General features: G+C 25.8%; 19 protein-coding genes. 13 read left to right on the forward strand and 6 right to left on the reverse strand.

Translation table 11 applies throughout. The features are described 5' to 3' along the window. The first annotated feature begins 30 nt into the window (after positions 1 to 30). Complete coding sequence (locus tag ADFLV_RS14700; protein ID WP_129011837.1) at positions 31 to 378, forward strand: nitrous oxide-stimulated promoter family protein; 348 nt, start codon at positions 31 to 33, stop codon at positions 376 to 378. Here the strand turns inward: ADFLV_RS14700 and ung are convergent, their stop codons facing one another. From ung to ADFLV_RS14715, 3 genes are all read right to left on the reverse strand, one after another. Then, positions 379 to 1026 (reverse strand): uracil-DNA glycosylase, encoded by a 648-nt coding sequence (gene ung / locus ADFLV_RS14705; RefSeq protein WP_129011838.1) that lies wholly within the window; start codon positions 1024 to 1026, stop codon positions 379 to 381. 75 nt (positions 1027 to 1101) lie between these two features. Beyond that, positions 1102 to 2493, reverse strand: a complete 1392-nt coding sequence (locus ADFLV_RS14710; RefSeq protein WP_129011839.1) for an aldehyde dehydrogenase family protein — start codon at positions 2491 to 2493, stop codon at positions 1102 to 1104. An 18-nt stretch (positions 2494 to 2511) separates the two neighbouring features. Then, entirely contained in the window at positions 2512 to 4158 is a 1647-nt protein-coding gene (locus ADFLV_RS14715; RefSeq protein WP_129011840.1) for an acetolactate synthase large subunit, read from the reverse strand. 235 nt (positions 4159 to 4393) lie between these two features. On the opposite strand from ADFLV_RS14715, the gene ADFLV_RS14720 reads away from it, so the two are divergent. The 4 genes from ADFLV_RS14720 to ADFLV_RS14735 are packed head-to-tail and all read left to right on the forward strand — an operon-like array spanning position 4394 to position 7158. Next, entirely contained in the window at positions 4394 to 4987 is a 594-nt protein-coding gene (locus ADFLV_RS14720) for a LemA family protein (protein ID WP_129011841.1), read from the forward strand. Continuing rightward, positions 4987 to 5604 carry a TPM domain-containing protein gene (locus tag ADFLV_RS14725; protein ID WP_129011842.1) on the forward strand — a complete coding sequence of 206 codons (618 nt, stop codon included), beginning with the start codon at positions 4987 to 4989 and terminating at the stop codon, positions 5602 to 5604. Before ADFLV_RS14720 ends, ADFLV_RS14725 begins: the two co-directional genes overlap by 1 nt. After that, positions 5601 to 6515 (forward strand): TPM domain-containing protein, encoded by a 915-nt coding sequence (locus ADFLV_RS14730; RefSeq protein WP_014475477.1) that lies wholly within the window; start codon positions 5601 to 5603, stop codon positions 6513 to 6515. Before ADFLV_RS14725 ends, ADFLV_RS14730 begins: the two co-directional genes overlap by 4 nt. Next, positions 6502 to 7158 (forward strand): HAD family hydrolase, encoded by a 657-nt coding sequence (locus ADFLV_RS14735; protein ID WP_129011843.1) that lies wholly within the window; start codon positions 6502 to 6504, stop codon positions 7156 to 7158. The genes ADFLV_RS14730 and ADFLV_RS14735 overlap by 14 nt, the downstream gene beginning before the upstream one ends. An 8-nt stretch (positions 7159 to 7166) precedes the next feature. Here ADFLV_RS14735 and ADFLV_RS14740 read toward each other — a convergent pair whose 3' ends face one another. Then, on the reverse strand, positions 7167 to 7976 hold the full coding sequence (locus ADFLV_RS14740; RefSeq protein ID WP_129011844.1) for a DUF4405 domain-containing protein: 810 nt from the start codon (positions 7974 to 7976) through the stop codon (positions 7167 to 7169). 88 nt (positions 7977 to 8064) lie between these two features. On the opposite strand from ADFLV_RS14740, the gene ADFLV_RS14745 reads away from it, so the two are divergent. From ADFLV_RS14745 to ADFLV_RS14770, 6 genes are all read left to right on the forward strand, one after another. Beyond that, complete coding sequence (locus ADFLV_RS14745; protein WP_014475480.1) at positions 8065 to 8289, forward strand: Rho-binding antiterminator; 225 nt, start codon at positions 8065 to 8067, stop codon at positions 8287 to 8289. A gap of 59 nt (positions 8290 to 8348) precedes the next feature. Then, positions 8349 to 8774: a MarR family winged helix-turn-helix transcriptional regulator gene (locus tag ADFLV_RS14750; protein WP_014475481.1), complete on the forward strand. Its 426-nt coding sequence runs from the start codon at positions 8349 to 8351 to the stop codon at positions 8772 to 8774. Continuing rightward, positions 8774 to 9925 (forward strand): multidrug effflux MFS transporter, encoded by a 1152-nt coding sequence (locus ADFLV_RS14755; RefSeq protein ID WP_014475482.1) that lies wholly within the window; start codon positions 8774 to 8776, stop codon positions 9923 to 9925. The genes ADFLV_RS14750 and ADFLV_RS14755 overlap by 1 nt, the downstream gene beginning before the upstream one ends. An 11-nt stretch (positions 9926 to 9936) precedes the next feature. Further along, a complete protein-coding gene (locus ADFLV_RS14760; RefSeq protein WP_014475483.1) occupies positions 9937 to 10164 on the forward strand; it encodes a DUF2798 domain-containing protein in 228 nt (75 codons plus the stop codon). Between the two features lie 145 nt (positions 10165 to 10309). After that, positions 10310 to 12856, forward strand: a complete 2547-nt coding sequence (locus ADFLV_RS14765) for an ABC transporter substrate-binding protein (protein WP_164968535.1) — start codon at positions 10310 to 10312, stop codon at positions 12854 to 12856. Further along, positions 12853 to 13053 (forward strand): response regulator, encoded by a 201-nt coding sequence (locus ADFLV_RS14770; RefSeq protein ID WP_129011846.1) that lies wholly within the window; start codon positions 12853 to 12855, stop codon positions 13051 to 13053. The genes ADFLV_RS14765 and ADFLV_RS14770 overlap by 4 nt, the downstream gene beginning before the upstream one ends. On the opposite strand, the gene ADFLV_RS14775 is transcribed toward ADFLV_RS14770, so the two are convergent. Further along, a complete protein-coding gene (locus tag ADFLV_RS14775; RefSeq protein ID WP_129011847.1) occupies positions 13030 to 14148 on the reverse strand; it encodes a transposase in 1119 nt (372 codons plus the stop codon). The two genes, ADFLV_RS14770 and ADFLV_RS14775, sit on opposite strands and share 24 nt — an antisense overlap. Then, positions 14123 to 14377, reverse strand: a complete 255-nt coding sequence (locus ADFLV_RS14780; RefSeq protein WP_129011848.1) for a hypothetical protein — start codon at positions 14375 to 14377, stop codon at positions 14123 to 14125. The genes ADFLV_RS14775 and ADFLV_RS14780 overlap by 26 nt, the downstream gene beginning before the upstream one ends. Positions 14378 to 14682: 305 nt before the next feature. Between ADFLV_RS14780 and ADFLV_RS14785 the strand changes: the two genes are divergently transcribed. Together ADFLV_RS14785 and ADFLV_RS14790 are read left to right on the forward strand one after the other, a co-directional pair. Further along, a complete protein-coding gene (locus ADFLV_RS14785; RefSeq protein ID WP_129011849.1) occupies positions 14683 to 18927 on the forward strand; it encodes a response regulator in 4245 nt (1414 codons plus the stop codon). Next, entirely contained in the window at positions 18917 to 20176 is a 1260-nt protein-coding gene (locus ADFLV_RS14790; protein WP_129011850.1) for a diguanylate cyclase, read from the forward strand. The genes ADFLV_RS14785 and ADFLV_RS14790 overlap by 11 nt, the downstream gene beginning before the upstream one ends. Positions 20177 to 20419: the final 243 nt, after the last annotated feature.

The following is a 20419-nucleotide window of genomic DNA, read 5'->3' on the forward strand; positions in this document are numbered from 1 at the left end:
AATATCTATCTTAATTTGAAAAGACATAAAATGACATTTGAAAAATATGAGATAGAAATACAAACACTAAAAAGATTTTATGAATTATATTGTAATGACAAACATTTAAATCAAAAATCTTATACTATAAATCTAATATATAAAGAGAAATCTGTTGAATTAAACCTTCATTTATGTGAAGAGTGCAAAGAAGCTATAATTTACTCTTTTGAAAGATTAAATAATTGTCCACATGAAATAAAACCTAGATGCAGAATTTGTCCAAATCCTTGCTATGAAAAAAAAAGATGGAAAAACATTGCAAAGATTATGAAATATTCTGCAATAAAATTATCCTTAAGTAAAATAAAATCTAAAATTTTCAATCTTTTTGATTAATCACCAAGTTATCTCTTCTTTTCCTAAACTTTTTAGTATTTCATTTGTTTTTGAAAAATGTTTACAACCAAAGAATCCTCTATAAGATGAAAGTGGACTTGGATGTGGTGCAGTTAAAATATGATGTTTTTTCTTATCAATTAATTTTGATTTAGAAATAGCTGGACTTCCCCAAAGAATAAAAATTACATTCTCTTTATTGTCACTAATAAATTTAATTATATTATCTGTAAAAGTTTCCCAACCTAAATTATGATGAGACTTTGCTAAGCTTTCTTGAACTGTTAAGATTGTATTTAAAAGTAAAACTCCTTGTTTTGCCCAAGGTGTTAAATCTCCATCTTCACAAACAGATTTTTTACCTAAATCATCATTTATCTCTTTTAAAATATTTACCATTGAAGGTGGATTTTTTATATTTTTTGGTGTTGAAAAAGCCAAACCTTGTGCCTGACCAAAACCATGATAAGGATCTTGTCCTAATATTACCACTTTTAAATTATCCAATTTTGTAAGAGAAAAAGCATTAAAAATATTTTTCTTTTCAGGAAATACTCTTGTATTTTCATATCTTTTATCTATTTCATCTTTTAAAAATTTATAATATGGTTTTTCTTTTTCTATATTTATTACATTTTCCCAAGTCATTCTTTATCCCTAATTTTTTTAAATAAAAAAAGCTAAGGCTTTCACCTTAGCTTTAAAAGAATCATAAATCAAAAATTATAAAACTGGTGATTTAATAACCATCATTTTTTGATTTTGCATTTCAGCCATAGTATCAGGAATTCCACCTAATCCAAGACCTGAAGTTTTTGCTCCACCAAATGGCATCCAATCAACTCTAAATGCTGTATGATCATTTACCATAACAGCTGTTGCATTTAATCTTTTTACAGTTTTTAAAGCTGTATCAATATTTTTTGTAAATACTGCTGCTTGGAAAGAAACATCTAGTTGATTTGCTCTTTTAATTGCTTCATCTAAAGTTTTATATGGATAAACAACTACAACTGGTCCAAAAATCTCTTTTTGAGAGATAATTGCATCATCACTTGGATTGAAAATAACAGTTGGCTCATAACAAGAATCAGAAATTCTTTTCCCACCAGTTAATATTTTTCCACCTTTTGCAACTGCATCATTAACCCACTCTTCAACTCTATTTACTTCGTTGTGATTAATTAATGGTCCAACTTCAGTTTTAGGATCTAATTGATTTCCAACTACAAGTTTTGAAGCTTTTTCAGTAATTTTTGATGCAACTGTATTTGCAATTGATTCATGTACAAAAATTCTTTGAACAGAAACACAAACTTGACCTGCATGGTAGAATCCACCTTTTACAAGATCTGGTATCATTGATTCAATATCAGCATCTGGTTCAACAATAACAGGCGCAACACCACCATGTTCTAATGCACTTCTTGTTCCTGCACTAGCTTTTGAGTTTAAATACCAACCAACAGGACCTGAACCAATAAATGAAAAGAATGCTGTTTTAGGACTTGTAACTAAAAGTTCTCCACCTGCTCTATCACAAACTACTGCTTGTGCCCAACCTTCAGGTAATCCAGCTTCTTTTAATAATTCCACTAATCTTACAGCAGACATTGGAGTTTGAGTTGCTGGTCTAATAATAACTGGACAACCTACTGCAAGTGCTGGAATTACTTGGTGAATTGCTAAATTTAATGGGTGATTAAACGCTGAAATTGATACAACAACTCCAATTGGTTCTTTCATAGTATAAGCTATTCTATTTGTACTTGTTGGAGTATGTCCCATTGCAATTTCATGACCTTCTTGAAGTCCTATTTGTTCGATTGCTATTTTTACACCATTAATAGCTCTTAGTACTTCTACTTTTGAGTCCATATATGGTTTTCCACCTTCACTTGCGCAAAGAATTGTTAACTCTTCAACTTGTGAAGACATAATCTTCATCAAGTTTTCTAAGATTTCCACTCTTTTATATTTTGGAATCCAGTTATCAACATCTAAATATCTTTCGTATGCAGTGTCGATAGCTTTTTGTACTCCTTCAACTGTTGTGAATGGAACTGTTCCAACTACTTTTCCGTCAAATGGTGATGTTACTTCTATTGTACTCATATTTTTCCTTTCAAATTTTCATATTAAACATTGTTTTTTAGCTAATAACTCATTTAAAATTGAGTGATTTAAAGAATAATCAACTGCTAAATCTATTAAATGAACACCTTTTCCATTTACACATTTGTCTAGAGTTTCTTCAAATTCTTCAACACTTTGTGGTCTATGTCCAGTTGCTCCATATGCTTCTGCATATTTAACAAAATCAGGATTATCTAAATCTAAACCAAATGTTTCAAATCCCATTCCTGTTTGTTTCCATTTAATCATACCGTATGCATTATCATTTAAAATAACAACTGTTAAATCAAGTCCTAATCTTACTGCTGTTTCCATTTCTTGTGAATTCATCATAAATCCACCATCACCACAAACTGCAACAACTTTTTTATCAGGATTTACCATTTTTGCAGCCATTCCAGATGGAAGTCCTGCTCCCATAGTTGCAAGTGCATTGTCTAATAATAATGTATTTGGTCTTGCACATCTATAATTTCTTGCAAACCAGATTTTATAAACTCCATTATCAAGTGTTACAATATCTTCTTCGTCTAAAGTTTTTCTAATAGCTCTTACTGCTCTTTGTGGTAAAATAGGGAATCTATTATCACCAAAATATTTAGATAATCTTGTTCTAATATCTTCTGCTAATCTTACATAATAATCAAAATCCCAATGCTCTTGTTTAGAAATAGCTGCTGTCATTTGAGAAACATTTGAAGCAATATCACCAACTACATCTAATTGAGGGAAATAAGTATCATCAACTTCTGATGGGAAGAAATTTACATGAATAACTTTTGTTGCATTTGGTTTATTTTCCATAAAAAATGGTGGTTTTTCAATAACATCATGTCCAACATTGATGATTAAATCTGCTCTTTCAATCGCGCAGTGAATAAAATCATCTTTTGAAAGTGCAGCTGTTGACAAGCAAAGTTTATGATTTTCATCAATTACACCTTTACCCATTTGTGTTGAGAAGAAAGGGATTCCAGTTTCATTAACAAAATCAGTTAAAGCTGTACCGATTCTTGTTCTATTTGCACCAGCACCAATAAGTAATAATGGTCTTTTTGCTTTTTCAATCATACCAACTGCATCTGCAATTGCTTCTTTTCCTGCTTTTGGATATTTAAAAGGTTTAACTGGATAAATATTAAATTCTACTTCTTCTGCGGCAATATCCTCAGGTAACTCAATATGAACAGCACCTGGTCTTTCAGTAGTTGCAATTTTAAACGCTTCTCTTACCATTGAAGGAATATTATTTCCATTTACAACTTGTTTCGCATATTTTGTCATTGGTTTCATCATACCAACAATATCAACGATTTGGAATCGTCCTTGTTTAGATTTTTTAATTGGTTTTTGCCCTGTGATCATCATCATCGGCATTCCACCAAGTTGTGCATAAGCCGCACTTGTAGCAAAATTTGTAGCACCAGGGCCTAAAGTAGAAATACAAACTCCAACTTTTCCTGTTAGTCTTCCATAAGTTGCTGCCATAAATCCAGCACCTTGTTCATGTCTTGTTAAAATTAGTTTAATATTTGATGTCCTTAGTGCTTCAAGAAAATCAAGATTTTCTTCACCAGGAATACCAAAGATATACTCAACACCTTCATTTTCCAATGCCTTTACAAATAGTTCTGATGCATTCATTTTATTTCTCCATTATTTTTTATAAAATATAATTGATAATCATATTCAATATCTATTTAATTTCTCTTAATTTATTAGTTTTATTTCGAATATGAATAATTTTGTTACTGTTATTTTACAACTGCGAATTATAGTTGATTAACACTTAACATTATAACCATTTTAAAACTGTAAGTTTAGATAAAATTAATAATATTTTGAATACTATATTTCATATTTAACGAAAGGTTACACTATGAAGAAAATTTTATTAATTTTGGCACTTATTATCATCATTCCTTTTACATATTTAATTGTTACAAATTACAACAATATTCCAAAACTTGACGAAAATGTAAAAGAAAAATGGTCGCAAGTACAAAATCAATACAAAAGAAGAGCAGACTTAATTCCAAATTTAGTTGAAACTGTAAAAGGTTATGCGGAACATGAAAAAAGTACATTTGTTGAAGTTACAGAAGCAAGAAGCAAAGTTTCTCAAATGAATATAAATGCTGAAACATTAAATAATCCTGCCCTTTTACAACAATTTGATAGTGCACAAGCTGGATTAAGTAGTGCTTTATCAAAACTAATGGTTGTTGTTGAAAAATATCCTGAATTAAAAGCAAATGAAAATTTTATGGCTTTACAATCACAACTTGAAGGAACTGAAAATAGAATCACTGTTGCTAGACGTGATTTTATTGAAGCTGTTAAACTTTATAACTTAGAATTAAGAACAATGCCTGGGAAACTTGTAGCTGCAATTGTTCATCCAGAAGCTCAAATCAAAGAAACTTTTAGTGCAAATCCAACAGAGCAAGATGCTCCAAAAGTAAAATTTTAATGCTTCTAAACGACAAAGAAAAAGAGCTTATTTCAAAAGAGATAGAAAATCTTGAGAAATTAAGTTCTGCTGAATTAGTTGCAGTAATTACACAAAAAAGTTCTGATTATAAATATGCCTCTTTAATGATTAGTGTATTTTTTGTTTTTTTAATTTCTTTTCTTCTTTTTTTTATAAAAGACATATCTACTTTAGAACTATTACAATATCAACTTTTAATATTTGTAGGAATAAATCTTTTCTTTGAAAAATTTGATAATTTGATTTTAAAAATAGTTCCTCTAAGTTATAAACATCAAAAAGCCTCTTCAAATGCTAAAGAACAATTTAACAATTTAGGATTAAATAGAACAAAAACTAGACAGGCAATTATGTTTTTTGTTAGTTTCGATGAAAGGTATGTTGAAATTATAACAGATAGTGAAATATCTAAAAAAATCCCAGATGAATTTTGGCAACAATTAGTTTATGAATTTACATTAGATGTAAAAAAAGAAGATTTTTTAAATGGTTATTTAAAAGCTATAAAAACTTCAAAAGCTATTTTGATAAAACATTTTCCAATCCAAGAGAATGATGAAAATGAACTATCAAATGAAGTAATCGAGTTAAAATGAAAAAAATTATAATTTTCTTACTTTTTGCTTTTTCTTTATTAAATGCAGATATTACGCAATATTTTCCAAAATTAGACGGAAGAGTTATTGATCAAGCGAATCTACTTTCACCAGCTGTGAAAAAAGATATAGATTTAATATTACAAACAGAAGAAGAAAAGACATCAAATCAAATAGTTGTTGTTATTCTAAATTCTTTAAATGGTTACACAATAGAAGAATACTCTTATCAACTTGGTCGTTTTTGGGGAATAGGACAAAAAGATAAAAATAATGGTGTTTTACTTGTTGTTTCGATGGAAGAGAGAAAAATACGAATAGAAGTTGGTTATGGACTTGAAGGAGTATTAACAGATAAAATTGCCCATGAAATCATAAACTACACAATAAAACCCAACTTTAAAGCAAATCAATATGAACTTGGAATATTAAAAGCCGTAAATGAAATAATTGCTTCTATAAAAGGTGAATATGTTGCAAAAGCTAAAAACAATGATTTTAATGGAGCTATTAATGCCCTTGTACCTTTAGGATTTTTTGCTTTGATATTTTTATCAATGATAGCAAATACTATTTCAAGAAAAGTAAAAAGTCAATTTTTATATAAAGTTACAAAATCCTCAATATCTTCGTCATTTTTTGCTTTTTTCACGTTTATTATGTCTCAAATATTTACCACATATAACTTGTTTGCTGCATTAATTATGTTTATAGTAATATTTGTTTTCAATTTTATCACTTCAAAAAATGTAGATTTTGACAAACTATCAAAAATTAGTTATTCAAATAGCTCAAGAAATTCAGGTGGATTTGGTGGTTTTGGCTCATCTTCATCTTCAAGTGGTGGATTTGGTGGATTCTCTGGTGGCGGAGGAAGTTTTGGAGGAGGAGGCGCAAGTGGCGGCTGGTAAAAAAACAATTATATTTGATTTAGATGGAACACTTTTAGATTCAATTGAAGATATTGCTATATCTATGAATAAAGTTTTAAAAGAATTAAATCTTCCTATTCATAAAATAGAAGATTATAAATATTTCGTAGGAAGTGGTGTTGATGTTTTAGTGGAGAATGCTTTAAAAGAGTCTTCACAAGATATGAAAAAAGAAGTATCTACAAGATTTAAAAAAGAGTATGACCAAAAACTTCATGAAAATACAAAACCTTATGAAGGCATTTATGAGTTATTAGATGAACTTAAAAAACTTGATTATAATCTTGCTGTTTTATCAAATAAACCTCATGATTTTACAGTGCAATATGTAGATTATCTATTTAAAGATTATGGCTTCAAAGAGGTTCATGGACAAAAAGTTGAAGTTCCAAGAAAACCTGATCCAATTGGTGCAATTAATATTGCTAAAGCATTAAATATTCCTTGTGAAGAGATATTTTTTGTGGGAGATACCTTGGTTGATATGAAAACTGCAAAAAGTGCAGGAATGAAAGCAATTGGTGTTTTATGGGGATTTAGAGATGAAAAAGAGCTAAATGAAAATGGGGCAGATTTCATAGTAAAACATCCTTTGGATATTTTAGAGATTGTAAAGAAGTAAAAACTTCTTTACTCTTTTTGATAACCTAATTTAGTTAAAATATCCATTACACTCATATCATATTGTTCTGCAATATTTTTAAACTTATCATCTTTTTTTGCTTCAATTCCTAACTCTTTTAATTTTAAAATAAACTCATCAACTGAAATATTTAAAGTTGAAGCAACTTCTTCAATAGATTTTTTGCCTAATCCTGTCAATGGAATAGTTTGATTACTATTTTTTAAATTTTTCTTTAATAATTCATAAATAAAACTAGGACTTGTATCATTTTGTTTTGCAATTTGTGATAAACTATTTTCTTCTTCAAATATTATGTTATTTTTTTGTAATATAATTTTTGATTCTTCCAAATCAAAACCTATTTTTTTTGTGAAACTTTTCAAAGAAGATAATTCTGCATGGGCATATGGTGCCGTTCCTGCTTGTTTTTCCCAAGAATTTTTTACTTTATCTCCAAAATCTAAAAAAGTTGAAAAAGGAAAAAATCCAAAAGCTGTTCCACATATAAAAAGAACAAAAACAATCAAAGAAACTATCATCTCTTTTGTAAAAAAGACAAATTCTCTTAAACTATTTTTCATATAACTAAGCATTGGTTTTATATTATAAAAAATATGTAAAATCGTTGCAACTATAAATAACACCATAAAAGTAGTATGAAAATTGGCTATTAAATCTTTTGTTAATCCTAAAATTTCCCAATTTGACCAATTTGCAACTCTTCCAGGAGGTGTAATAAAAAGTAAAATTCCTGTAAATGTCATCACTAACATTGATAAAAGCATTGTTAATGAAGTGATTTTTTTCAAACTCATAAAAACTCCTTATCCAATAATTATAACATTTATTTATAAATTAAATAACTAATTTATTTCAGCTATAATCTTCAAAAAAAGGATTTAAATGAGTGATAAATATATTCCTATAAATTGCCATCTTTATGACCAACTTGAAGAATTTGCAGTAAAAAAATCAAAAGTACAAATAACTTATCTTGATAATTATGAAGAAAAAGTTATTGAAGATATGATTATTGATTTTAGAACAAAAAATAAAGAAGAGTATTTGATTCTTTCAAATAAACAAGAAATTAGATTAGATAAAGTTTTAAAAATTCATACTATTTAAATTTAAGTATTACAAAAGGTTGTATATGCAACTATTGCGTATACAATTAAAGGATTAAAATGTCTTATGAATTAGAAAAATCTATTGGCTTCAAAATAAACCAAACTGCAAATAAAATCAATAATAAATATATTCAATTACTTCAAACTTTTAATATAGCTCCAGAACAAAGAGCAACATTAGAAATTATAAAATACCAAGAAAATGTCAATCAAACAAAAATTGCAAATATTTTAGGTAAAGATAAAACAACTATAAGTAGAACTTTATCAACTTTAGAAAAAAAAGGTTTTATTCAAAAAAAACAATTAGATAAAAGAACAAATCTTATTAAACTCACAGATCTTGGTGATGAAATTTTAAATAAAAGTTCTAATCTTGTGAAAGAGTTTCGTGATTCTTTATTTAATAATTTAGAAAAAAATGAAATAACTTTATTACTAAACTTACTTGAAAAAGTAGCATTAAATGTACAAGAACAATAATGAAAAAACCTATTAATCACATTTATTTAATAGTTTTACTATCTGTTTTATCATCTGCTGCACCAATGGGAACAGATACATATCTTCCTTCAATTCCAGAAATTGCAAAATCATTTGGTGTTAGCATTGATAAAATTGAGTTATCTTTATCAATATTTTTGATTGGATTTTCTGTTGGGCAAATTTTCGGAGGACCAATTTCTGATAGATATGGAAGAAGAGTGAGTTCAATATTTGGACTTTTAGGTTTTGCTCTATTTAGTTTCATCATTATTTTTATAACAAATATCTATGAATTATGGATTTTTAGATTTTTAGAAGCATTTTTTGGTGGAATTGTTGTAGTAAATGCAGCAGCAGCTGTAAGAGATAGATTTCATGGAGCAGAAGCGGCTAAAGTATTTTCCTTGATTGGAATAGTAAGAAGTTTAGCTCCTCTCTTAGCACCAGCAATTGGTGCAGCAATTATTCATTTTTTTAATTGGGAAGCTGTTTTTATATTTTTAACACTTTATGCTTTGATTGTTACATTTTTTGTTTATAAGGATTTACCAGAAAGTTATACATATATAAAACAAAATATTTTTGAATCATATAAAATCGTTTTATCCCATAAAACAGCGATGAAAGCTATGTTAACACTTGGATTTAGTTTTGGTGGATTTTTTATAATTATTGCAAAGACTTCATTTATATATATTGAACATTTTGGAATTTCAACTGATTATTTCCCTTTTTTCTTTGGAATTAATTTCATATTTTTAATTATTATGATTAAAGTAAATATAAATCTACTGAAAAAATATGAAGATTTGCTTTTAGTAAAAACTGCCATTTTAGTTCAAATTATAGTTGGTTTAATTTTTATACTCCTTCAAAAAGATATACATCTGGTTACTATTATGATTTTAATTGCTTCTTATATGTGTATGATGCCATTTATCTTTGGAAATTGTATGGCATTGGCATTGGAGTTTTTCCCAAAAAATGCTGGAGTTGCATCTGGTGTAATTGGCGTTTTACAATTTGGTTTAGGTGCAATTATCTCTTCAGTTGCACTAAGTTTTCATAATAATACTTTTTTACCAATTGCACTAAGTATTACAATTATTTCAATAATCTCATTTTTGATTATTAGAACTTACAAATAAAAAGGATTTTGATGTTAATAAAAAGAAAATATGAAAGAATTGTTTTTGCTTTTGTTATGAGCTTTATTATGAGTTTCATAATGAGCTTTGTGATTACTTTTATAAATCTTGGTTTCATAGATGGATTTATATTAATTTGGCTTGAAGCATGGATAAAAGCATTTTTTGTAGCCTTCCCAGTAATCACTATCATCTCACCCTTAGTAAAATATTTAGTTCATAAGCTATTAAAAGATTAGGATTTATCCTAATCTTTATTCTATCCTACTTAATAATTTAATACAAATTAATATTTTTCTTGAATAAAAAGTGTCATTTTTTATATATTATTTTAGATTATAATTTATCCATTTAATCCCCTTAATTTACTAAAGGTTGATCTTTTTGTATAGATATTTTTTATATTTGATTTTCCTACCAATACTTTTAATTGCAAATGAGCATTTAGAAAAAATTTCTCTACAACTATCTTGGTTTAATCAATTTCAATTTGCTGGTTACTACATTGCCAAAGAAAAAGGTTTTTATAAAGATTATGGATTGGATGTTGATATTAAATATTTTAATTTTAATATAGATGTTGTAAAAGATGTAAATGAAAACAAAAGTGATTTTGGAATTGCAAGAGAGACATTAATTCCTGAAAGAATCAATAATTATAATAATCTAGTTGCATTATATGCCCTATTTCAAATTTCACCTTTAGTGCTTATTTCAAAGAAAGATTCAAATATAAATGAAATAAAAGAATTTTATAATAAAAGAATTATGCTTACTGATAATGATTATATTCAAGCTTCAATAAAGGCCTTGCTTATTGCAAATAAAGTTGATTTAGATTCAATAAAATTCTTAAAGCATACTCATAATGTAAATGATTTAGTAAATAACAACACAGATATTATAAGTGCATATATTTCAAAAACACCATATTTTTTGGAAAAAAACCATATTCCTTTTAATATTTTTTCACCAAAAGATTTAGGTTTTGACTTTTATAGTGATTTTTTATTTACTAATAAAACTCTTATAAAAAAAGATGAAGACAAAGTAATTGCTTTTAAAAAAGCTTCTTTATTAGGTTGGCAATATGCCTTTAACAATATAGAAGAGAGTGTTGATATAATTTTAAAAAAATACAACTCTCAAAATCTTACAAAAGATGAATTAATTTATGAAGCTAATGCTCTAAAAAAATTATCTTACTATAAAAACAATCCTCTTGGAGATATAGATGAAAATAAATTAAAAAGAATTTATGATATCTATTATTTAATGGGTTATATCAAAAATTCTACCTATCCTTCTGATTTGGTATTTGATGAATATAAACCAATTTTTAGTGAATATGAGAAAGAATTTTTAAAAGATAAAGATACTTTTAAAATGTGTGTTAGAAAGAATTTTTTACCATATGAAGCGATTATAGATGGGAATATTATTGGAATAAATTCTGAATATTTAAGAATATTTGAGAAGAAGATTGGTAAAAGTATAACATTAGTTCCTGTGAATACTTTAAAAGAATCTATATCTAAACTAAAAAATTATGAATGTGATTTTTTCTCTTTCTTTGATGAAAGTAATATAGAAGATAAAGATATATTATTTACAAAATCTTATATGGAATTGCCTTTTGTTTTAGTAACCACAGGAAAAGACTCATTTATTACAAACTTTGAACAACTAAAAAACAAAAAAATATTTGTTGAAAATAATATTAATTTATTCCAAACTTTAAAAAGAAACTATCCTTATATTCACTTATATACTACATATAATCCATCTTATGCTTTCAAGAAAATTTCAGAAAATAACTCAGATGGCTACCTTGGGAATATTGCAAATGTCGTTTATAACTTGCAAAAGGAGTATAATACTGATGTGAATATTACAGGAAATTTTGATTATAAAACGAATATTCTTTTAGCAATAAATAGCAAAAATTTTTTATTGCAAAATATTTTAAATAAGGTAATTAGTAATATCTCAAAAGAAGAAAAAGAGTTAATTTTAAATAATTACACCTTATTAAAGTATAAGGAAGTTAAGAATTATAAAACTTTATTTATTGTTTTAATAAGCTCTTTTTTGGTTATAAGTTTACTTACTATTGTTTATGTAAGAGAAAGTATATTAAAAAATAAAATACAAAAATTAAATGAAAACTTAGAAAAAAGAGTTTTAGAAGAAAGTTTGAAAAATAGAAAAAAAGATGAAATGCTATTTAAACAAACAAAATTAGCTGCAATGGGAGAGATGATAAATAATATAGCTCATCAATGGAGACAACCATTAAATAGAATTAACTTATCTGTTCAAATAATTGAAAATATTTTGAAAGAAAATAAAAATTTATTGGAACAACAAGATTTAAATATCATTGATAAAAAAATTTTACACGTAAATAAAAATATAATTTATATGTCAAATACAATTGAAGATTTTATGAACTTTTTTCACCCTAATAAAGAAAAAAATCTTTTTAACTTATCAAAATTAATCATGAAAGCAATCATTTTAATTCAAAGTAAGGATTCAGATATATATTTTGAAATCAATGTTGATAAAAAAATTAATATTTTCAACTTTGAAAATGAATTATTACAAGTTATTTTAGTCATTTTAGAAAATGCTATTGATAATTTTGAATTAAACTCTTCAAAAAATAAATATCTTGGTATTTTTGCAAAAAAAGAGAAAAAGAAAATTACTTTAACAATAAGAGATAATTCAGGAGGCATTCCCTCATCTATTATTGATAAAATATTTGAACCTTATTTCACAACAAAATTTAAAAAAGAAGGCTCAGGGATTGGTTTATACATGGCTAAAATTCTAATAGAACAAAGCATTGGAGGGAAACTTGATGTTAACTCTGATAATTCTTTTACAAACTTTATAATAACCCTACAAAAGGAAAATAAATGAATAGATTGAATTTATTATATGTTGAAGATGATGAAGAAACAGTAGAAAGTATAGATTTCTTTTTAAAAAGACACTTTAATGAAATATATATTGCACAAGATGGTGAACAAGCTTTGTCTTTTTTTGAAGAAAAAGATCCAGATATTATTATTTTAGATATAAATATTCCTAACTCAACTTTCGCACATAAAACCTAACTGTTTTTTGGTGTAAACCCTTAGCATATGGATAATCTGTTCTAAATCTTTATTTCTCTTGACAATTTGAGCTGATTGTATCAATTGTTCTAATATTTTTAGGAATATTTCCATTGATATAGCTAAAGTTTCAAGTTGGCACTCCAAATCTCTAAAAAGATTACCAAGAGTTTGTGGTTCATTATTGATTCGGTTAATGTAGCTTGTTAGATTATAAGCAAGGAATGATAGAGTTATTCTAGCTATTAAAGCTTCATAAATTCGATTCTCCTCTTTACCAAATTGAAAATATTCTCTCAAATCTTTATATCCTTGTTCTATATTCCATCGTTTTTTGTATGTATTGATAATTTCTATATCTGATAAAATTATATTTGTAGAAATTATTGGTATAAGATTATCTTTTGTTTTTATAAAAACTATTTTGATTTTTCCAAGTGTTTTATGAGTAACAATAGCAGAAACATAGCTATATTTGATAGAATTATAGTTACCTAGTTTTGAACATTTATGATGTTTAGCTTGATTATAAAGTGATTCAAGGGTTTTTGAATTCCCTATAAATTGCCAAATTTTGTTTGATTTTGAAACTCTTGCAATCACATCAAGACCATTTTGTTTGACTTCATTGATAAAATTTGGTTTTGCATACCAACTATCTACAAGAAGATAATCAGCATATATTCCTGCATTCAAAGCTCTATTTATCATATTGATAGCTTGTAAGTTTTTACCATTAATCCCTTCAATCCTTCGTTTGTAAGCATTACTTGAATGATGAATTGTTGTATCTGTAAAATCTACAATCTGATTTTTATTATAATTTAGTGAAAAATCTAGCATTAAATCAGTATATGAATCACTGTAATTGATTGACACAATATTCAACCCCTTAACAACTCTTTTTTCTTTATTGCTCCAAAGATTTTTACAACTACCCTCTATATACTTACCTCGTTTGATTTCAACTGTATCATCGATAATAAGAACTTTTGTATCTGTAGAATTTTGAAAATATACAAGTTTAGATAAGAGTTTTACAGATGTTAAAAGTAATAGTTTTCTCCAATTATAACGACCGTCTATAATAGACATCTTTTTTATAACTATCGCTACTGTATTTCATAAAAGTTGATATTTTTTTATTGATAATGAACATATATAAAAATTGTAAAATTATCATATATGGTTTTACACCTATATCACGCTTTTTAAAATTACTTTGCTTAAGAATACTACTAAAATTTATATCCCTTAAAACTTCAACTATTGGATTTTTTAATACTTTATTCATAGCTGTTTCGATAAAATTGTCAAGTCCCATAAAAAAGCCCTATGTAATGGTGTTTTGGTCAATGTTATTATAGCTAAAAGTGCCTATTTATGGGATTTAAGGAAGCTTTTTTATATAGGAAATTTATGATTTTCTATGTGCGAAAGTTGAGTTAAAATATATAAAAATAAAAAAATATAGTAATTATGTTTATAATTACTATAAAAATTAAATTAATAGCAACCTATAATAAACTATTATTTATTATTAAGATGTTAAAATCAAAAAAATAATAACTGAAATAAATATAAATCTTTATTCAAACAATTTGTCAAGTATGCTAATATGGGGAAGCTATGAATTTTTTTAAGATAAACTTAAATATAAAGAATTTTACTTATGGTTGGTTTATCTTCTCCATACTGTTTATAATCTTACTAGCATCCCTACAAGCTTATTTTGAGTATAAAAGAGCGATTGAGAATACTAAAATTTCTACTAGTAATTTAACAATGCTTTTAACTAAAAAGCTTGAAAATGATTTTGAACAATCAGAAAATATACTTAAATTAGCAGAATATGTTATTTTGACTCTTCCAAAAGAGAATAACAATTTTTATTCATTTAGTTTTGACCAAAAAAAGAAAATAGTAAATGATAAATTTAGATTTTTACTTAGTAACTTTAGCAATGTAAGTGTTATAAATTTTGCAAATAAAGAAGGTGATATTTTATACTCATCAAATAGTTTAAATTCTCTTGTTAATATTTCAAGTAGAGAGCATTTTCAGATGCTGAAAAATAACAAAGACTTAAATACAACATTTTCGGATGTTCTTTTTTCTTTTACTTCTAGTTCCTACTCTATTATCCAAGCTAGAGCAATTCGAGATGAGAATAAAGATTTAGTAGGTGTATTAACAGCACTAATAGATATTTCAACAATAAACAATACTTTAGCTTCTATAAATACTGGAAAAGAGGGAGTTGTTCTTATTAGAAATAGTGATACAAGTAGTTTAATTGCCAGATATCCAGAAGTTGAAAATGTTAATGTAAATAGCAAATTACCCAATTCAAATGCAACTATTTTAAAGATTAAAAATGGTGAAAAAAGTGGAAGTTTTGAATATATAGCATCAACAGATAGTGAGAAAAGAATAGGTAGTTTTTTAGTAATGGATAAATACCCTTTTTATATTCAAACTGCAATTTCAGAAAAAAATTATTTATATCTATGGAAAAGAAACCTTATAATCTCAACTATTTTAATCGTACTTTTTATAATAGCTTCTTTTTTATTATTTAGAACTATGAGAGCAAATTATTTTAAAGAGTTAAAACTTTCAAAAGAGATTAAAATAGTTAAAAATAGATTTGAAAATATGTTTAAAGTTCACTCAGCAATAATGCTTCTAATAGATGTTAAAACTGGAAATATTATTGATGCAAACATTAGTGCTTGTAAATTTTATGGCTATACACTAGATGAGTTTAAAAAATTAAATATCTCAAATATAAATGTTTTATCAAAAAAAGAGATTCAAGATAAAATTGAAGAGGCTAAAAATCTTAATAATAATACTTTTATATTTCCTCATATATTAAAAAGTGGTGAAATAAAAACTATTGAATCAAATACTTCACCAATAGAGACAGAAAAAGGAAAAATTCTTTTTTCAATAATAAAAGATATAAGTAAACATCTAGAGTTAGAAAAAGAGATTGAGGAAGAAAAAGAGAGATATAAAAATCTTACTAACTACTCATCGGATGCTATTTTTATTGTAAATATAGAAGATGGGAAATTAGTTGAGTTTAGTAAAAGAGCAAAAGATTTACTTGGATATGATAATAATGAGATGAAAAATCTCTCAATTTTTGATTGGGATACTAATATTAATAGTTTTGAAGAGTATCAAGATGTTGTTTCAAAGATTAATCAAACACCTATTTATATTGAAAGAGTTCATAAAAGAAAAGATGGTAGTGAATATCAAGCTGGTATTACCTCTGTAAAGATAAAATTAGGAGGGAAAGAGTATTTTTATGCTTCTGCTAGAGATATTACTGAGCAAAAAGAGATTGAAGCAAAAATTCTTGATACAACTTTAAAACTAGAGTTAGCAACTACAGCTTCAAAACAAGGTATTTGGAGATTAAACTTTGCAACAAATAGTTTAGAGTTAGATGACAATATGTATAAAATCTATGGAATAACTCCACAAAAAGATATAAATAATTATGAACTTTTTAGAAATAGAATTCTTAAAGAAGATTTACCTATTGTAGAAGAAAAAATAAATATTGCCAAAGATACAAATGGTACTTTTGATACTATATTTAGAATAAAAAGATTTGATAATAATGAAATAAGATATATTAAAGTATCAGCAATTTGTCAATTTGATGAAAATGGAGATAAAGTTGCTATGGTTGGTTCAAGCATTGATGTAACCGAATTAGAAATTGCTAAAATAAATGCTTTAAAAGCAAATGAGGCAAAATCTAAATTCTTAGCTAATATGTCTCATGAGATTAGAACTCCTCTTAATGGAACAATTGGACTTATAAATTTAGTTTTAGATACTCCTTTAAATCCTTTACAAAATGATTATTTAAATAAAGCTATTCAAACTTCAAACTCTCTTTTAAATATTATTAATGATATTTTAGACTATTCAAAAATAGAGATAGGAAAATTAGATATTTTAAAAGAGCCATTTTATTTAAACCAACTTTTGGAAAATATATCTAATATTTTTGGTTACAAAATTTATGAAAAAGGTTTAGAATTTAGCTTTACTGTTGATCCTAAAATAAATAATAGTCTAATTGGGGATAGTTTAAGATTAACTCAAATATTAAATAACTTTATTGGAAATGCTATTAAGTTTACTCAAAAAGGTAATGTTCATGTGGATATAAATCTTATTAGAAAAAATGAAAATAAACTTCTTTTAGATTTTAGTGTAAAAGATACAGGAATTGGAATAGCTTTAGAAAATCAAAGTAAACTTTTCAAAGCATTTAATCAAGAAGATAGTTCAACAACAAAAAAATTTGGTGGAACGGGGCTTGGTCTTGTAATAGCAAAACAACTTGTAGAATTAATGGATGGAGAGGTATATTTTAACAGTATAAAAGATAAAGGAAGTACTTTTGGTTTTAAAATTGAGCTTGAATATATAAAAGATACTATGTTTATAAAAGAGAATTTAAAAACTTATATTAATTCTAATTTCTTAATAATAGATGATAGTGAGATAGATAGAGAATATTTGAAAAAAATATTATCATCATGGGAAATAGACTCTTTGAGTGCATCTAATGGTTTAGAAGCTTATGAAATAATAACTCGTGAAAAAATAGATTACATAATAGTAGATTGGCATATGCCAGAACTAAATGGCTTAGAACTTCTAAAAAAACTTCAAGATAATAATATCAATATACCTAACATTTTAATGATAACTGCTCATAATAAACAAGAGCTTCTTAATGAGGCACAAAATAGTAATATTTATATTGAAAAAATTATTGAAAAACCTTTTACTCCATCTTCTTTATATAATACAATTTTTGATAAAAAAATAGAGAGTAAAAAAGTAGAAAGTGAAAAAATGAAATTAACCTCTTTAAAAAAAGCTTTAGTTGTTGAAGATAATGAGATTAATCAAATTGTCTCAAGTAAAATGCTAGAAAGTATTGGTTTTGATATAGATATTGCAAATGATGGTCTTGAAGCTGTAGATATGGTAAATAAATCTCATTATGATATTGTTTTTATGGATTTACAAATGCCAAATATGGATGGTTTTGAAGCGACTAAAAGAATTAGAGAGTTTAATAAAAACACTCCTATTGTAGCACTTAGTGCTGCTGTTATGGATAAAGATAAAGAGCTAACTTCATTAGCAGGTATGAATAACCATCTTGCAAAACCTTTAATTCGAAGTGAGCTTGAATCAATATTAAAACAATATTTTGAGATGGAATCAATAGATAATGAGTTAAATAAATCTAGTGCTATTTTTATAAAAGGTATAAATATCTCATCTGTAATTGAAAACTACAATACAGATATAAATGATATTTACAGAATGTATGAAAAATTTTATAAAGAGTATAAAGATATAGATAAAGATTTAGAATCTTTGAAAAATAGTGAAAAAGAGTACTTTGAATATCTTCATAAATTAAAAGGAGTTAGTGGTAACCTTCATATTCAAGAAGTTTTTGAGACTTCTAAAAAGATTTATGACAATAAAGAACTCTCATTTTCTAATCATCTTATTGAAATTACTAAAAATATTTGTGAGAATATAGAGAACTCTATTCTTCCAATATTAAAAAGTAGTCAAAAAGATATAAAATCTTTAGATTTAAAAGAGTTAAAAAATGGTATTGAAAAATTAATTGTAGATTTAAAAGATTATGAATATATATCTAGTGATAAGATTGGTTTACTTTTAGATAATTTAAAAACTCTTTTACCAAAAAAAGATATTGATTTATTAAATAAATCATTTGAAAAGAGTGATAATGAAACAGTTATCTCTTTATTAGAAAATATTTTAAAGGATTTTGATGCAAAATAAAAATACTATTTTAGTTGTTGATGATCAATCTATTAATATTGATTTTATTGTTACTAATTTTAAAGATAAATATAATATCAAAGTAGCATCAAATGGCGAAATGGCTTTGAAGGTTTTGGATAAATTTGAGATAGATTTAGTTTTATTGGATATTCAAATGCCAATCATGGATGGTTATGAAACTATTAAAGAGATTAAGAAACAAGATAGATTCAAAGATTTACCTGTTATTTTTTTAACAGCAAAAACAGATAGTGACTCTTTAATAAAAGGGTTTGAATTAGGAGCAAGAGATTATATAAGAAAACCTTTTAATACTAAAGAGTTGAATGTAAGAGTAAACAATCATTTAGAGACATATAAATTAATTAAAAGATTAGAACTATCTTATAAAAACCTAGAAAAACTATTAGATACTCAAGCTAATATTGTGATTTTAACAAATGGTGAAGAGTTGAAGTTTGCTAATCGTAAATTTTTTGAGTTTTTAAATTTTGAGAATTTGGAAAAATTTAAAGAAAAACATAAATGTATTTGTGAATTTTTTATAGAAGATAACAATTTTTTTCATCTAAAAAAGATTAAAGAAGGTTCAAACTGGTTACATGAAATAAACTTACTAGAAGATTCACAAAGAGTAGTGTTAATTAAAAATGAGACAAAAGAGTTGGCTTTCTCTGTATCAATAAATCAATATGATATAGATACAATGATTGTAAATTTTACGGATATATCTGAAACTTTTAACCAAAAAATGAAATTAGAGAAAAAAATTCTTCATGATAAACTAACAAATGCTTACAATAGAGAGTTTTTTGATCAAAATTATAAAAAGTTTATATCAGAATATAGTAGTTCAAACTCAAAACTAGCAATAGCTATGTTAGATATAGACCACTTTAAATTAGTAAATGATAATTATGGTCATGATATTGGAGATCAAGTATTAATTCAATTTGTAGATACTCTTAATAAAAACACTAGAAAAAATGATATTTTAGTTCGTTGGGGTGGAGAAGAGTTTATAATGATTTTAAAAATAGATGAAGCCTCTAATCTTCAAAAAATATTAGAATCTTTAAGAAAATCTATAGAGTCTTTTGATTTTAATATAGTTGGACATAAAACTTGCTCTATAGGTGGAACTATTTACTTAGAAAATGAAGATATATTAAAAACCATAAAAAGAGCAGATGAGGCAGTTTATAAAGCAAAAGAGTTAGGAAGAAATAAAGTTGTAATTGTTTAATTTTTTTATTGATAATGAACATATATAAAAATTGTAAAATTATCATATATGGTTTTACACCTATATCACGCTTTTTAAAATTACTTTGCTTAAGAATACTACTAAAATTTATATCCCTTAAAACTTCAACTATTGGATTTTTTAATACTTTATTCATAGCTGTTTCGATAAAATTGTCAAGTCCCATAAAAAAGCCCTATGTAATGGTGTTTTGGTCAATGTTATTATAGCTAAAAGTGCCTA

It is taken from the genome of Arcobacter defluvii, from assembly GCF_013201725.1.
Taxonomy (GTDB): Bacteria; Campylobacterota; Campylobacteria; order Campylobacterales; family Arcobacteraceae; genus Aliarcobacter; species Aliarcobacter defluvii.

Coding starts and splice junctions, on each gene's coding strand:
- ADFLV_RS14700 (WP_129011837.1), top strand. CDS start 31: ATGACATTTGAAAAATATGAGATAGAAATACAAACACTAAAAAGATTT.
- ung (WP_129011838.1), bottom strand. CDS start 1,026: ATGACTTGGGAAAATGTAATAAATATAGAAAAAGAAAAACCATATTAT.
- ADFLV_RS14710 (WP_129011839.1), bottom strand. CDS start 2,493: ATGAGTACAATAGAAGTAACATCACCATTTGACGGAAAAGTAGTTGGA.
- ADFLV_RS14715 (WP_129011840.1), bottom strand. CDS start 4,158: ATGAATGCATCAGAACTATTTGTAAAGGCATTGGAAAATGAAGGTGTT.
- ADFLV_RS14720 (WP_129011841.1), top strand. CDS start 4,394: ATGAAGAAAATTTTATTAATTTTGGCACTTATTATCATCATTCCTTTT.
- ADFLV_RS14725 (WP_129011842.1), top strand. CDS start 4,987: ATGCTTCTAAACGACAAAGAAAAAGAGCTTATTTCAAAAGAGATAGAA.
- ADFLV_RS14730 (WP_014475477.1), top strand. CDS start 5,601: ATGAAAAAAATTATAATTTTCTTACTTTTTGCTTTTTCTTTATTAAAT.
- ADFLV_RS14740 (WP_129011844.1), bottom strand. CDS start 7,976: ATGAGTTTGAAAAAAATCACTTCATTAACAATGCTTTTATCAATGTTA.
- ADFLV_RS14745 (WP_014475480.1), top strand. CDS start 8,065: ATGAGTGATAAATATATTCCTATAAATTGCCATCTTTATGACCAACTT.
- ADFLV_RS14750 (WP_014475481.1), top strand. CDS start 8,349: ATGTCTTATGAATTAGAAAAATCTATTGGCTTCAAAATAAACCAAACT.
- ADFLV_RS14755 (WP_014475482.1), top strand. CDS start 8,774: ATGAAAAAACCTATTAATCACATTTATTTAATAGTTTTACTATCTGTT.
- ADFLV_RS14760 (WP_014475483.1), top strand. CDS start 9,937: ATGTTAATAAAAAGAAAATATGAAAGAATTGTTTTTGCTTTTGTTATG.
- ADFLV_RS14770 (WP_129011846.1), top strand. CDS start 12,853: ATGAATAGATTGAATTTATTATATGTTGAAGATGATGAAGAAACAGTA.
- ADFLV_RS14775 (WP_129011847.1), bottom strand. CDS start 14,148: ATGTCTATTATAGACGGTCGTTATAATTGGAGAAAACTATTACTTTTA.
- ADFLV_RS14780 (WP_129011848.1), bottom strand. CDS start 14,377: ATGGGACTTGACAATTTTATCGAAACAGCTATGAATAAAGTATTAAAA.
- ADFLV_RS14785 (WP_129011849.1), top strand. CDS start 14,683: ATGAATTTTTTTAAGATAAACTTAAATATAAAGAATTTTACTTATGGT.
- ADFLV_RS14790 (WP_129011850.1), top strand. CDS start 18,917: ATGCAAAATAAAAATACTATTTTAGTTGTTGATGATCAATCTATTAAT.